Consider the following 14185-nt stretch of genomic DNA (forward strand, 5'->3'; position numbering starts at 1 on the left):
GTGTGGCTCGTGAAGCTGGAATGTGCGTCAGGCGGCCCGGGAGCGCCGGTAGTCGGCGAGGGCGCCGGAGGCCCACAACGGGACCAGTCGCGGGATTTCGGTGCGCGGGACGGCGCCGCGCACGCAGCGCAGGCCGAGCTTGGCGAGGGAGTCGGCGGCCTCGTTGAGGGGGTGGCCGACGTGGGCCTTCTCATGGACGAAGGTCAGGTGCGGGGTGTACTCGGCGAGCAGCTGCAGCTTGACCAGGCTGGGCCGGCGGCCGTGGGAGCGCAGGTGGGTGTCGTAGCCCTCGGGCATGTCGGTCCCGCCCTGCTGCCAGCTGTGCAGGTGCCGCAGAGCCTGCAGGTTGTCCACGCGGACCTCGACGGGCCGGCCGGGATGCGCGTGGAGGACCGCCTTGAGGCCCCAGTACACGGCGCGCAGTTCGGTGACGACCACGCGGGAGTGGGGGCGCACGAGGTACTTCGGGTAGAGGTGGGCGCGCAGACCTGTGTGGCCGGTGGTGGCGAGGTAGCCGGAGGCCACCCGGTCCGGGCCGACCGGGGCGTCCGTGGCGAGCACGATCGGTCCGGCGACGGCCTCGACCTTGTCGTTCACGCGCACCTGGCCGCGAGTGGACCTGGTGGGGCGGGGTGCGTGGGCGAGGGGAGAACGACGACCCATGGCAGTTGTTGCCTCCTTGTCTTCGTGACGGGGCAGCGGGGAGAGAGGGCGGGCGGCGCGTGACGCCCGCCGGGTAGGGCGTGTGGGTCAGGCGCCGGTGGTGGTCTGCGGGTGGACCTGGCCGTAGACGGTGAGGAACAGCTCCAGGTCGGCGCGTTCGTCGGGCGTGGCGTGACCGGAGGCGAGGCGGGCGTGGGCATCGCGGTGGGCGCGGCGCAGGTGGCCGCTGCGCTCCAGGTGGCGCCACAGGAGGCGGAATGCCTGCTGGCGGTCGTAGAGGGTGATCTCGTAGGACGTGCCGGTGATGTGGCGGGCCTGGACCAGCAGGGCCCGGAAGTTCTCTCCGGCGTCGCGCTTCAGTAACTGCGCCAGATTGGCGGTGGTACACGGTCAGTTCGGGCTGGCCCGTCTCGGTCAAGCAGGTCTCTCCGCTCGTGAGGCTTCGTCTGCCGTCCCGGGGCGGGCCGCAGCGGCCGGTCCCCCGGGGGATGCTTCCGCCGACCACCGTCGACCGGAAGCATCTACAGATAAGCATGACGATGAAAGCGGTGTCAAACCTGTTTACACGCTTAGTTGATGGTGTAATGTGTTCGCTGTACCCGACGAGAGGTGAGAACACGTCATGCCCCAGCCGTCAGCCCAGGTGACAGCCGCGGAGATCTCCCGCATCGCGGGAGTCACACGCGCCACCGTCAGCAACTGGCGCCGCCGGCACGACGACTTCCCCGCACCAGCCGGTGGCAACGAGACCAGCCCGCTCTACGACCTGGAAACCGTGCGTGCCTGGCTGCGCTCCCGCGGCCAGACCTCCGCCGCCGCCCCGGCAGAGGAGCTACGCACCCTGCTGCGACTGCACCCCGCGGGCACGGGCCCGGCCACGCCGCTGCTCCCCCTGGTCCTCGCCACCTCCCGCCGCTCCCCGCGCGAGCTGACCGAGCTGGCCGACCTGCCGGACGCCGACCTCGCCGCACGCGTGGACGCAGCCGTCGCCGACCTCACCGGCACACTTCCGCAGACCGAGGCCGCCCCCTTCACGGCAGCCGACGCGGGCATCGTGCGGGCGCTGATCCACTGCGTACGGGAGGAAGGCGCCCAGGCTGCCCTCGACGTACTCGCCGAGCGGGAACTGGAGGACAGCGCCTCCACCGGCACCTACCAAACCCCCGACCGTCTGGCCGACCTCATGGCCCGCCTGCTACCCGCGGACACGGCCCGTGTCCTGGACCCCGCGTGCGGCAGCGGCACCCTGCTCGCGGCCGCCGCACGCCACGGAGCCCGCGAGCTGTACGGCCAGGACGCCCTGCCGGTGCAGGCCCAACGCAGCGCAGTACGCCTGCTGCTCGCCACACCCGACGCGGCGGTGGCCGTACAAGCCGGCGACAGCCTGCGCCACGACGCCTTCCCACAGCCCCCGGTCGACGCGGTGCTGTGCAACCCGCCCTACGGCGACCGCGACTGGGGCCACGACGAGCTGGCCTACGACCCCCGCTGGGCCTACGGCGTCCCGCCGCGCTCCGAGCCCGAACTCGCCTGGATCCAGCACGCCCTGGCCCACCTGCACCCCGGCGGGTACGCGGTGATGCTGCTGCCCCCCGCCACCGCCGCCCGCGCCTCGGGCCGCCGCGTACGCGCCGAACTGGTACGCGGCGGCGCCCTGCGCGCCGTCGTGGCCCTGCCGTCCGGCGCGGCCGCGCCCCTGCACATCGGGCTCCAGCTGTGGATCCTGCAGACCCCGGAGCCGGACGGCCCGGACCGCGCCTCGGTGCTGTTCGTGGACGCCGGCGGCGAGCGGCAACAGGACAGGCCACGCAACCGGGCCGACAGCACGCCCGGCTCAACGGGGACGCGCCGACGCCGCGACACCCTCGACTGGGCTGAGCTGACCGACACCGTGCTGGCCCACTGGACGGCCTTCCGCGCCAACCCGGAGTCCTTCTCCGACGAGCCCGGCATCGCCCGGGCCGTCCCCGTACTGGACCTCCTCGACGAGGTCGTCGACCTCACCCCGGCCCGCCAGGTCCGCGCCCTGCCCGCCGACATCGACCCGGCCCAGGTGGCACGGCAAGCCGACGACCACCGCAAGCAGCTCACCGAACACGCCAACCTCCTCGCCGAGACTGCTCAGGGCACATGGCAGCCCACCGGCGACTCCCCACGGCAGTGGCGCACGGCGACCCTCTCCGACCTCGCCCGCGGCGGCGCCCTGGAGATCCTGCGGGCGGCGACCGACACCCGGGAGAAGACCGAGGGCGCGCGATGGAGGGCCGAGAACACCGGACGGCTGGTCCTCCACGGAACCGACATCGCGGACAGCGTGCCCGCCTCCGGCACGTTCCTCGACAGCATTGCCCTGAAGTCGTCACCGGTCATCGCCGAAGGGGACATCCTGGTACGCGTGTTCACAGGGGACGGCGGAAACATGGCCCGACTGGCCGACGAGCAGGACATCGGCGTACTGCTCGGCCACGACCTCTACCTTCTGCGCCCCGACCCGACACGACTGGACCCCTGGTTCCTCGCGGGCTTCGTCGGCGCGCACGACAACATCACCGGGGCATCCACCGGCAGCACCACCGTCCACCTCCAACCCGGCCGACTGCGCGTTCCGTTGCTGCCCCTGCAGGAGCAGCGCCGCTACGGCGAGGCCTTCCGCCGCGTCCGCGAACTGCACACCGCCGCCCGCCAGGCCACCGCCCTCGCCCGCGAGTACGCGGACCTCCTGACCACCGGCCTGACGGCGGGGGCGCTGCTCCCACCCGAGACTGCATCGACCTGACGCACTGGCACGCTTCTTCACTCATCCACCACACTTGGCCGCACCCGCCACCTCGCCCGGCGGGACGGCTCGGAAGGAACTCGGGGAACCTTGAACAGCAGCAAGCACACGGAGCTGGCGAACCACGCCTGGTCCGTCGCCGACCTCCTGCGCGGCGACTACAGGCAGTCCGACTACGGCAAGGTGATCTTGCCGTTCATCGTGCTGCGGCGCCTGGAGTGCGTCCTGGAGCCCACACGGGACAAGGTCGTCGAGACGGTGGCCCGCTTCGCCGGCCAGGACATCGACACCGACCGCTTCCTGCGGAAGTCCTCGGGCCACGCCTTCTACAACAAGAGCGAGCTCACGCTCAAGAAGATCGCGGCTGACCCGCAGAACGCGGCGAAGAACCTGCAGATCTACGTCGGCGCCTTCTCCGACAACGCCCGCGAGGTCCTCGACAAGTACGAGTTCAACCAGCAGGTCAGGAAGCTCGACGGCGCGAACCTGCTCTACCAGGTCATCGGCAAGTTCACCGACCTCGACCTGCACCCCGATGTCGTGCCCAACCACAACATGGGCTACATCTTCGAGGAGTTGATCCGCCGCTTCGCCGAGCAGTCGAACGAGACCGCGGGTGAGCACTTCACCCCGCGCGAGGTCATCAAGCTGATGGTCAACCTGCTGGTGGCGCCCGACGGGGACGCCCTCAGCCTGCCGGGTGTCGTCCGCACGGTCATGGACCCGGCCTGCGGCACGGGCGGCATGCTCAGCGCCGCCGACGACCGCATCAAGGCCCTCAACCCGGATGCGACGGTCGAGGTGTACGGGCAGGAACTCAACCCCGAGTCCTGGGCGATCTGCCGCTCCGACCTCATGATCAAGGGCCAGGACCCGGAGAACATCCGCTTCGGCAACTCCTTCTCCGACGACGGCCACGCCCGCCGCAAGTTCGACTACATCCTCGCCAACCCGCCGTTCGGCGTGGAGTGGAAGAAGGTCAAGGAGGAGGTCGAGTACGAGCACAAGTCGCTCGGCGACGCCGGCCGCTTCGGCGCGGGCCTGCCCCGCATCAACGACGGCTCGCTGCTCTTCCTCCAGCACATGATCTCGAAGATGAAGCCGGTGGACGTGAACGGCGGAGGCGGCTCCCGCATCGCCATCGTCTTCAACGGCTCCCCCCTCTTCACGGGCGCGGCCGAGTCCGGCGAGTCCAACATCCGCCGCTGGATCCTGGAGAACGACTGGCTGGAGGCCATCGTCGCCCTCCCCGACCAGCTCTTCTACAACACCGGCATCTCCACGTACTTCTGGATCCTCACCAACCGCAAGGACGCCGACCACAAGGGCAAGGTCGTCCTGCTCGACGCGCGCGACCAGTGGCAGAAGATGCGCAAGGCACTCGGCGACAAGCGCAAGGAAATCGGCGACGGAACGAACGGCCGCCCCGACCACATCGCCGCCATCACCCGCCTGTACGCGGAGGCCACCCAGGTCGCGAAGGACCCCGAGCACCCACTGCACGACAAAGTGAAGGTCTTCGCCAACGAGGACTTCGGCTACCAGCGCATCACCGTCGAACGCCCGCTGAAACTCCGCTTCGAGGTCACGGAGGAGACCCTGGCCGCACTGGCGGAGGCAAAGCCGGTGGCGAAGCTGGAGCGGAGCGAGGAGTTCGTCGCGACGGTGCGTACGTTGCTCGGCTCGTCCTGGACGACGAAGTCCGAGGCGTTCATCGCGCTCAAGGACGCGGTGGTCGCGGCCGGCCTGACCTGGCCGTCGGGAGCGCCGTTCGCGAAGGCGGTACGGGAGACGATCGGCGTCCGGGACCCGGAGGGCGAGGTCCAGAAGATCAAGGGCGCACCGGAACCGGATGCGGACCTGCGGGACTACGAGAACGTTCCGCTGGGCGAGGACGTCGAGGACTACCTCAAGCGCGAGGTACATCCGCATGTCGCGGACGCCTGGATCGATTACACGAAGACGAAGATCGGCTACGAGATCCCGTTCACGCGGCACTTCTACGTGTACAAGCCGCCGAGACCGCTGGCGGAGATCGACGCGGAACTGAAGTCGCTGGAGGCGGGAATTCAGGCGCTGCTGGGGGAGGTTACGGAATGACTTTTGACTTGGCCGTTGAGGCCGTGGCCCGTAACGTTCCCACGACTTGGCGGGTGGAGCCGTTTCGAAGGCACGCTACGTTGGTCGACGAGACGAATTCCAAGAGCTCCCTGCCCCTACTCTCGCTCGCCTCGACTGGCATCATCGCGCCCCGCAAAGAAGAAGGTGGAATGGGGAGGCAGGCGCCTTCGGAATCGACTATCGAGAGGTATTGGGTCGCACACCCGGGGAACCTGGTCGTGAACCCGATGTGGCTGATCGGTGGCGGTATCGGCGTATCCGCTATAACTGGCGCCGTAAGTCCGGACTACCGTGTCTATCGGCTTGGACCCGATCTACACCCCCAGTATGTGCATCACCTTCTGCGGAGCGCCCCCTATCGAGATCAGTACCGTCTTTACACTCGCGCAGACACTACATTTGATCGACGGGTGTCGAAGGAAAACTTCCACCCCATGCCGCTCCTTGTCCCGCCACTAGAGGAGCAGCGCCGCATCGCCGACTTCCTCGACGCCGAGACCGCCCGCATCGACCGACTCACCTCCATGCGAGACCGGCAGTCAAAGTTGTTGGACGACCGCTGGCGGAGTCAACTCTCCGAGCTCGTTGAAAGCCTCACACAACGATTCGGCTGCATTCGCCTACGACACGCGTCGATGAGGATTGAGCAGGGCTGGTCTCCCCAATGCGAGGATCGCCTCGCGGAACACGGCGAGTGGGGCGTCGTGAAGGCCGGTTGCGTCAACTCAGGACGGTTCGATCCGGTCCAGCACAAGGCACTTCCTGCTGATGTGGAACCACGCCGAGAGTATGTACTTAAAAAAGGCGATTTGCTCATGTCGCGCGCGAGTGGCTCCATCGACCTTATTGGTAGTGTCGGCGTCGTTGGAGAAATTAGCGACAACCTGCTGCTCTGCGACAAGGTATATCGGATCAGACTGGACTGGACGAGGGCGCAAGCTGATTTCGTGGCTCACGTACTCCGCGGTCACCAGGCTCGGGAGCACATCAAGAACGGAATTTCCGGAGCCGAAGGGATGGCCAACAACCTCCCGACCAGCGTTGTCAAAGACTTGCTCCTGCCAAATGTACCCGTGAGCAAACAGGCATCCATCTCGGACTCCCTTCATCTGAGCGCCGAGTCAGTTGCACGCGCTCGAGAGTCACTGCATCGCTCTATTCAGACCCTCACTGAACGCCGCCAGGCCCTGATCACCGCCGCCGTAACCGGCCAGTTCGACGTCTCCACCGCCAGCGGACGCAACGTAACGGACGGAGTCACCGCGTAGCCATGAGCCCCATCCACACGGAGTCCGCCTTCGGTGACGCCATCGTCGCCGCCATGGTCGAGCGCGACTGGCGCGAGGCCCGCCCGCAGGACTACCAGGCCGATCTCGGCCTGGACACCAACGAGTTGTTCACGTTCATCGGGGCGACCCAGCCCGACGAGTGGAGCGAGCTGCTCACCGTCTACGGCGGCGACCCGAGCGAGGCGCAGCGGGGGTTCGCCAGTCGCCTGGACCAGGCCATCGCCACCAACGGGCTCCTCGATGTGCTCCGTAACGGGGTCAAGGACCGGGGCGTCCTCCTCCGCGTCGCGTACTTCAAGCCGAACCTCGTCGCCCACGACTCCGTGCTCGACGGCTACCGGGCCAACCGGCTCACCGTCGTCCGGGAACTCGAGTACGCGACGAAGCAGGCTGACTGGGGCAACCGGCTCGACCTCACCCTCTTCCTCAACGGGATCCCCGTCGCCACGGCCGAGTTGAAGAACCCGCTGACCAAGCAAGGGGTGGAGCAGGCCAAGGAGCAGTACCGCGCCGACCGCGACCCCACCGAGCTGATCTTCACGCGTCGCGTCGTCGCGAACTTCGCCGTCGACCCGGACCTGGTGTTCGTCGCCACCCAGCTCAAGGGTAAGAACACCCGCTTCCTGCCCTTCAACACCGGCTCCAACGGCCCCGGTCAGCCGGGCGGCGCCGGGAACCCGGCCCCGACCGCCTACGGCAAGTACGCGACCTCCTACCTCTGGGAGCAGGTCTGGCAGCCGGACAACTGGCTGGACCTGCTCCAGCGGTTCGTGCATCTGCACAAGAGCAAGACGCCCGGCGGCGGCACCACCAAGACGCTGGTCTTCCCCCGGTTCCAGCAGTGGGACGCGGTCAAGAAGCTCACCACGCACGCCGCCACGCACGGCGCGGGCCACGACTACCTGGTCATGGCCTCGGCCGGCTCGGGCAAGTCGAACACCATCGGCTGGCTCGCGCACCGCCTCAGCGACCTGCACACCCCCACCGACCCGTCGGCGCTCGACCCCGAGGCCGTGGCCAAGGGACTCAAGCCGGGCGTGCCGGTCTTCGACAAGGTCATCGTCATCACCGACCGCCGCAATCTGGACGCGCAACTCCGGGAAACGGTCGGCAATTTCGAGCAGACCGCGGGCCTGGTCGTGAAGATCGACGAGAAGCACGGGGCGAAGGGCGAGCAGCTCGCCAAGGCGTTGTCCCGCGACACCGGGAAGATCGTCACGGTCACCCTGCACTCATTCCCGGCGCTGATCTCGTACATCGAGCGCAACCCCACCGAAATCCGGGGCAGCCACTTCGCGATCATCGTGGACGAGGCGCACTCCTCGCAGTCCGGTGACGCCGCCAAGGACGTACGGGCCGCCCTGCGCGACCTCGGCCTGGACTCCGACTCGGAGGACGCGGGCGCGACCACGGTCAAGGCCCCGACCGCCGCCACCCTCGACGAACAGCTCAAGAAGCGGGCCGAGCAGCGGTCCCGCGCCGCGAACCTCTCCTACTTCGCGTTCACCGCCACGCCGAAGGCCAAGACCCTCGAACTCTTCGGCACGTTGCAGGACATCGATGGCAAGGCGACCTACCGGCCCTTCCACACGTACTCCATGCGGCAGGCGATCGAGGAAGGGTTCATCCTCGACCCGCTGCGCAACTACGTCACGTACAACACGTACTGGAAGCTGGTGAACCAGAACCCCGACGAGCGGGAGGTCGACCCGTCGAAGGCGAACGGCCTGCTCGCCCGGTACGCACTGACCCATGACTCGACGGTCGCCCAGCACGCCACGGTGATCGTGGAGCACTTCGTGGCGCACAGCCGGGGCCGTCTCGGCGGGCGGGCCAAGTCCATGGTGGTGACCGCCTCCCGGCAGTCCGCCGTGCAGATGGCGCGCGCGATCAAGAGCTACATCAAGGACCGGGACTACGACACCAAGTACCCCGACCTGGGCGTCCTCGTCGCCTTCTCCGGCTCGCTCACCGTCGACGGCGAGGAGACCACCGAGCCGAAGGAGAACGGCGGCCTGTCCGAGAGCGCGCTGCCGAAGGCGTTCGCGTACACGCGTGCCGACGACAAGGCCGCCCGAGCCGGCGGTGCCGGTCAGCGCGAGTACAAGATCCTGGTCGTCGCGGAGAAGTATCAGACCGGGTTCGACCAGCCGCTGCTGACGACGATGTACGTCAACAAGACGCTGACCGGCATCTCCGCCGTGCAGACACTGTCCCGGCTGAACCGGACCGCCGAACGCAAGACCCAGGCCGACCTGGCGGTACTGGACTTCGTCAACAAGGCCGAGGATATACAGGAGTCCTTCCGCCCGTACTTCGAGGAGGCGAACACCCTCCCCTCCGACCCCAACCTGCTCTACACCGCGCAGAGCCGGGTCATGCAGGCGCCGATCCTGTCCGGGCAGGAGATGGACGAGTTCGCCGCCGCGTACTTCGCCGCCAAGGAGAAGGCCGCAGGCTCGCAGTCCAAGTGGGAGAAGCTGCACGCCGAGCTGTACCGGCTGCTCTCCCCCGCCGTCGCCCGCTTCACCGCTCTGCTCGAAAGCGACGACGAGGACGACCAGGAGACGGCGGAGGGCTTCCGTGCCGACCTCAACGACTACGTCAGGAAGTACGGCTTCCTCGCGCAGATCGTCCCCTACCGGGACGCCGAGCTGGAGCGGTTGCACCTCTACGGCCGCTACCTCCTCAACCGGCTGCCGCGCCGCGCGGACGGCGGCGTGGACATAGGCGAGGTCGAGCTCAGCCATATCCAGGTGAAGAAGATCGACGAGTACGACGTCTCCCTCACCTCCGAGGGGCCCACGACGATGCAAAACTTCGGCGACGGTTCGGGCGGCGTGAAGGAAGCGGAGAAGTCGCTGCTGTCCGAACTGATCGAGCGGTTCAACGACAAGTTCGGCACGGACTTCACCGAGCAGGACGTGATCCAGCCGTTCGAGGAAGCCGTTGCCGATCCGAAAGTGCAGCTGGCGGCCGTCGCCAACAATGACCCGGAAAACTTCGGACTGGTCTTCGACGACGTCTTCGAAGACAAGATGGCCGACCACATCGACACCATCGCGGGCCTGGGCCGCCAGTACTTCGGCCCGGACAAGAGCTTCAAGAGCACCCTCAACCGCAGTGCGCGCCGCGCAGCCTGGCGGATGATCCGTCAAGAGAAAGGCATCGACGACAGCGCGGCGTGACGCTGGGTGTGGTCGGGCATGGAAACCTGGCCGGCCACATCTACCTAGACGAAAGATCACCGCGGCCGCCACACTGAGGCAGCACCCGGACGCCACCAGTGCCGGACCGAGACGCATCGACGCACGACAGACAAGGCCGCATGAGGGGGAGACGGGGCCGTGCCATCACAGGTGATCTCCGACCGCTACGAACTCGTGCAACCCCTCAGCCACGGTGGCATGGGCGACGTGTGGCGCGGCTACGACCGAGTGCTCGATCGCCCCGTCGCTGTCAAACTCGTACGCCAGGCCGCCATCGCCACACCCTCCATGGCCGAGGAGTTCGCCAAACGGTTCAAGCGCGAGGCACGCGTCACCGCACGCATCCAGCACCCCGGTGTCCCCCAGGTCTACGACGCCGTGCTCAACGAGTCGCACGAGCGGCTGTACCTGGTGATGGAGCTCGTCGACGGAATCCCCCTAGGCGACTACATTGACCCCCACCAGCCGCTGCCGATGTCCTGGGCGGCCGCGGTCGCGGCCCAGGTGTGCACGGTGCTGTCCCATGCGCACGCCGTGCCGGTCGTCCACCGGGACCTCAAGCCCGCCAACATCCTGGTGGCAGAGGATGGCACGGTGAAGGTCCTCGACTTCGGCATCGCCGCGGTCCTGCGCACCGACATCACCAGGATCACCGCCACCGGAAATCCGGTCGGCACCAGCCAGTACATGGCACCCGAGCAAGTCCAAGGCGGACGAGTCACACCGCAGAGCGACCTGTACGCCCTCGGCTGCATCCTGCACGAACTGTGTTGCGGGCGCCCTCTGTTCGACGGAGATGGCGCGTACCAGCTGATGCGACAGCACGTCGAGGCCGCGCCCGTACCGCTGCGCCGGCTGCGGGACGACGTCCCAGAAGCACTGGAGGAACTCGTCCTCCACCTGCTGCGCAAGCGCCCGGAGCGCCGGCCCGCCGACGCCCAGGAGGTGTACGAGCGGCTGCTGCCGTTCCTGCCCCCACCCGGCCGGATCCCAGCGCCGGACGAAGTCGGCCCCGCCGGTACCCCCGACCCCACAGGGATCTACCGGCAGCCGTACGCACCCCGCCCCCGCACCGGGACCCAGCCGTCCCACCTCCCTCCCACCCACGCCGAACCGCCACCTGTACCGCTGGCAGCGGCCGTCGCCCGGCTCCGCGAAGACATCAAGGCAGCACGCGCCCAGGCGAACTCCCTGCTCAAGGAGGAGCGGTTCGCCCAAGCTGCCGAGGTCCTCAGCAACGCTGTCGAGCCGGCCGCACTGGCGCTTGGCTCCGACAACGGCGAGGTGCTCGACCTGCGCATGGAACGGGCCGCGGTCCGCTTCCTCGGCGGCGACTACCGCCGAGCCCTGCCCGAGTTCGACGCCCTCGCCGGCGCCTTCTCCCGCACCGCCGGACCAACCAGCGAAAAGGCGCGCTCCTGCCGCGCCCAGGCCGCGCACTGCCGCGCCGAACTGGGCCAGGTTACGGTCGCCCTACAGGAGTTCGAGGCCGTCCTCCGCCAGGTGCGGGCCGTGGACAGCGACGCCTGCGACGAGGCGATCGAACTGCGCCGTGCCATCGGATTCCTGGAGCTATCCGAGGGGCGCCTCGTCGAGGCCCGGCGGATGCTCGAACCGCTCTACGACGACATGTGCGTGGTCTACGGCCCCGACGACGAGGAAACCGTGGAAATCGCCGAGGCCCTGGCCCGGATCCGCCTCACCCTGAACGGTGCACACCGGGAAACACCGGAGACCTGACCGAGTACCTGCCCGACCGCGAGCCATCGCGAGATCGCCGGACCCAGCCCGCTGTTGGCCTCGGCCTGCAGCCGCCTTCAAGGGGGTCGTCCGGTAGGCCCGCCTCCCCAGCTGCCACCGCCTGCTGAGCAGGCCGAGCGGACGGTCAGCAGTGTCGGCGGCTTCATGGTCGCCGGACAGCGCATCCAGCTGGGCCGCGGCTATGCCCACCGGGTCGTCCGTCCACCTGAGCGATGACGTGATCCGCATCTTCCACGACACGGAGCTGATCATTACCGTCCCACGTGTCACCAAGAGGGAGGTGGTGGTCCGCAAGGCCGGCGAACACAACCGCCGGAAAAGCGTCTAGGGCAGACGTCAAGCATCACCCGACGCCAACCGGTCAACCATCAACTGAGACTCGACATGTAGCGGGTGATGCTGTCTTGTGTCCGGTGATGCTGTGCAGTGAGCGTGGCCAGTCATCTAGACCCGCAAGCTTCCCGCTATGGCGCGGTCGCATCCCGGAGGCGCCCGTAGACTCTCTGCATGCGTTCCTATCTGCTCGTTCTTGGAGAGCGCCAAGCCGTCGCCTGGGTTCTGCGTCGTCAGCGAATGGCCTTCCCCGCGCGTCGGTGGATCGAAGCGCAACGGCTCGAGCTCGGGGACGAGTTGCTGATCTACACGACGCGTAACTGCTGGCACAGCCCTACCCGCGACCGGGGGCGGATCATTGGCCGCGCGTACGTCGCCTCTCCGGTGAGTCCCCTCGACGAACCAATCGAGATCGCGGGCCGTACGTTCACGTCTGGCTGTAATCTCGACGTGCGAACGCTGACTGCCTATCGCACTGGTGTCGAACTAGCCCCATTGGTCGACCGTCTCACAGCTTTCCCTAAGAAAGCGACCTGGAGTATCCGACTCCGGCGGCCTCTGTTGGAACTATCAACTGCCGACGCGACGTTGGTGCGCGACAGGCTGGCGGAGCAGGAAGCCCCCGCAGTAGAGCAGATCTCCACTTACCTGGACAACATAAGACCGATTGCGGCAGGAGGTTTGGCTCAAAGCTAAGTACCAATGGCGCGAGGGCGACATCCAGTGGATCAATGGCCCTCAGGTGGCCACACCTGAAATCGTGGCGCCGGCCAGAGCTGATGACGCGCAACGGGATGAGAGACGGAAGTCTGAGCGGTGGACCCGCACCGCCCGCAGCCGTGTCTTCTCCTCGTCGGCGGTGGTCGAGGGCACGCTCGACGTCGGCAGCGACGACGGCAAGGTGTACGCGTTTGATGCTGCCACGGGCACTGAGCGGTGGACTTACACAACCGGCGGTGCTGTCCGCTCCTCGCCTGCGGAGGTCGACGGCACCGTCTACGTCGGCAGCAACGACGGCATCGGCAAGAGCGACGCCACGCTGTTCGCCCTGGATGCCGCCACCGGCGCCGGACCCGCCAGCTGACAGTGAGAAACGGGAACCAGTCCTTGTCCGCCGGATTTCACCAGGGCCATGAGCGGCGCTGAACCCTCCGTCGACCGATCGCTCCAGGTATGACGGAGCCGCCGTATATGCGGCGCATCCGCTTCGGGTACGCCAAGGGCAACGCCCCGAACGCCGCGCACCACATCTGCAACACAGGCGTCCACATCAAGGAGCCAGAGTGATCGTCCTGCCCCACGATCTAGATCTGCCGGACCGCGACACAGTGCTCAGCCAGGCGATCCCCTTCAACCGAGCCCGCTGGATACCCGTGCTGCCAGACGCCACATGGTGGCCGGCCGAACTCGACTCATGCCCGCTCGTGGGAAAGTGGCCGCGAGTGGACCGCCGAACCGTGTTCAGCATCGCTCTCAAAGCGGACACCGTTGAAGGACGTCGGCACCTGCTCGTCGCGGCGCTGGTTTGGGGCACGGGTACCAAGGCCCGGTCAGTAGACCGGCGCGCGCAAATCTTTCGCCACTCTCTAAATACTGACATCGACGCGCGACTCGACGCGGCACTCGCGGCGCTCCAGGGGCGAGGAGCTGCAGAAGGGTACTGGGCCTTCAACAACGACCAGCACATCCCCCACCTGGGGGCAGCGTTCTTCACCAAGGTGCTGTACTTCGCCGGGGGTGAGAGCCCTGTCTGTCCCTATCGGCCGGTCATTCTGGACAGCGTCGTCTCGCGAGCTCTCAAAAACCTGGGAACGGTCGGCGCCGACTGGCCGCAGAACGGCTGGACCACGGACCAGTACAGGCAGTACCTGAAGGGAGTACACGACTGCGCGCAGAAACGAGGCGTCCTGCCAGAGCAGGTCGAGGCGGCGCTGTTCTCCTGTGGCAAGCAACTGCCCTGACCACCAGCGGCAAGCGCCCGTGGCTTCGCCGACGCGGCGCGGGGCATGCGTGGTCGTGCCGAAGGCCCGGCC

At 67.6% G+C, this 14185-nt stretch carries 10 protein-coding genes and 1 pseudogene; 10 read left to right on the forward strand and 1 reads right to left on the reverse strand.

Annotated features, from left to right (window positions below; all coding sequences use genetic code 11):
• Positions 1-27 precede the first annotated feature (27 nt).
• Positions 28-663 (reverse strand): ribonuclease HI, encoded by a 636-nt coding sequence (locus tag KVT44_RS39710; protein ID WP_217572621.1) that lies wholly within the window; start codon positions 661-663, stop codon positions 28-30.
• A 111-nt stretch (positions 664-774) separates the two neighbouring features.
• Between KVT44_RS39710 and KVT44_RS39715 the strand changes: the two genes are divergently transcribed.
• The 10 genes and pseudogenes from KVT44_RS39715 to KVT44_RS39760 all read left to right on the forward strand — a co-directional run bounded on the left by KVT44_RS39715 (position 775) and on the right by KVT44_RS39760 (position 14113).
• Entirely contained in the window at positions 775-1026 is a 252-nt protein-coding gene (locus tag KVT44_RS39715; RefSeq protein WP_217572623.1) for a hypothetical protein, read from the forward strand.
• Positions 1027-1285: 259 nt separating this feature from the next.
• Complete coding sequence (locus KVT44_RS39720; RefSeq protein ID WP_254650542.1) at positions 1286-3439, forward strand: N-6 DNA methylase; 2154 nt, start codon at positions 1286-1288, stop codon at positions 3437-3439.
• A gap of 90 nt (positions 3440-3529) precedes the next feature.
• Positions 3530-5539: a class I SAM-dependent DNA methyltransferase gene (locus KVT44_RS39725; protein WP_217572625.1), complete on the forward strand. Its 2010-nt coding sequence runs from the start codon at positions 3530-3532 to the stop codon at positions 5537-5539.
• A 431-nt stretch (positions 5540-5970) separates the two neighbouring features.
• Positions 5971-6828, forward strand: a complete 858-nt coding sequence (locus KVT44_RS39730) for a hypothetical protein (RefSeq protein ID WP_217572627.1) — start codon at positions 5971-5973, stop codon at positions 6826-6828.
• A 2-nt stretch (positions 6829-6830) separates the two neighbouring features.
• A complete protein-coding gene (locus KVT44_RS39735; RefSeq protein ID WP_217572629.1) occupies positions 6831-10037 on the forward strand; it encodes a type I restriction endonuclease subunit R in 3207 nt (1068 codons plus the stop codon).
• A gap of 159 nt (positions 10038-10196) precedes the next feature.
• Positions 10197-11798, forward strand: a complete 1602-nt coding sequence (locus KVT44_RS39740; protein WP_217572631.1) for a serine/threonine-protein kinase — start codon at positions 10197-10199, stop codon at positions 11796-11798.
• A 42-nt stretch (positions 11799-11840) separates the two neighbouring features.
• A pseudogene (locus tag KVT44_RS39745) lies at positions 11841-12147 on the forward strand (IS481 family transposase); the annotation flags it as partial.
• Positions 12148-12326: 179 nt separating this feature from the next.
• Entirely contained in the window at positions 12327-12848 is a 522-nt protein-coding gene (locus KVT44_RS39750) for a hypothetical protein (protein WP_217572633.1), read from the forward strand.
• A complete protein-coding gene (locus KVT44_RS39755; protein ID WP_217572635.1) occupies positions 12820-13236 on the forward strand; it encodes a PQQ-binding-like beta-propeller repeat protein in 417 nt (138 codons plus the stop codon). Before KVT44_RS39750 ends, KVT44_RS39755 begins: the two co-directional genes overlap by 29 nt.
• Positions 13237-13435: 199 nt before the next feature.
• Positions 13436-14113, forward strand: a complete 678-nt coding sequence (locus tag KVT44_RS39760) for a hypothetical protein (RefSeq protein WP_217572637.1) — start codon at positions 13436-13438, stop codon at positions 14111-14113.
• The last annotated feature ends 72 nt before the right edge of the window (positions 14114-14185 follow it).

Source organism: Streptomyces sp. GbtcB7 (assembly GCF_019091445.1).
GTDB classification, from domain to species: domain Bacteria; phylum Actinomycetota; class Actinomycetes; order Streptomycetales; family Streptomycetaceae; genus Streptomyces; species Streptomyces mirabilis.

Coding starts and splice junctions, on each gene's coding strand:
- KVT44_RS39710 (WP_217572621.1), bottom strand. CDS start 663: ATGGGTCGTCGTTCTCCCCTCGCCCACGCACCCCGCCCCACCAGGTCC.
- KVT44_RS39720 (WP_254650542.1), top strand. CDS start 1,286: ATGCCCCAGCCGTCAGCCCAGGTGACAGCCGCGGAGATCTCCCGCATC.
- KVT44_RS39735 (WP_217572629.1), top strand. CDS start 6,831: ATGAGCCCCATCCACACGGAGTCCGCCTTCGGTGACGCCATCGTCGCC.
- KVT44_RS39750 (WP_217572633.1), top strand. CDS start 12,327: ATGCGTTCCTATCTGCTCGTTCTTGGAGAGCGCCAAGCCGTCGCCTGG.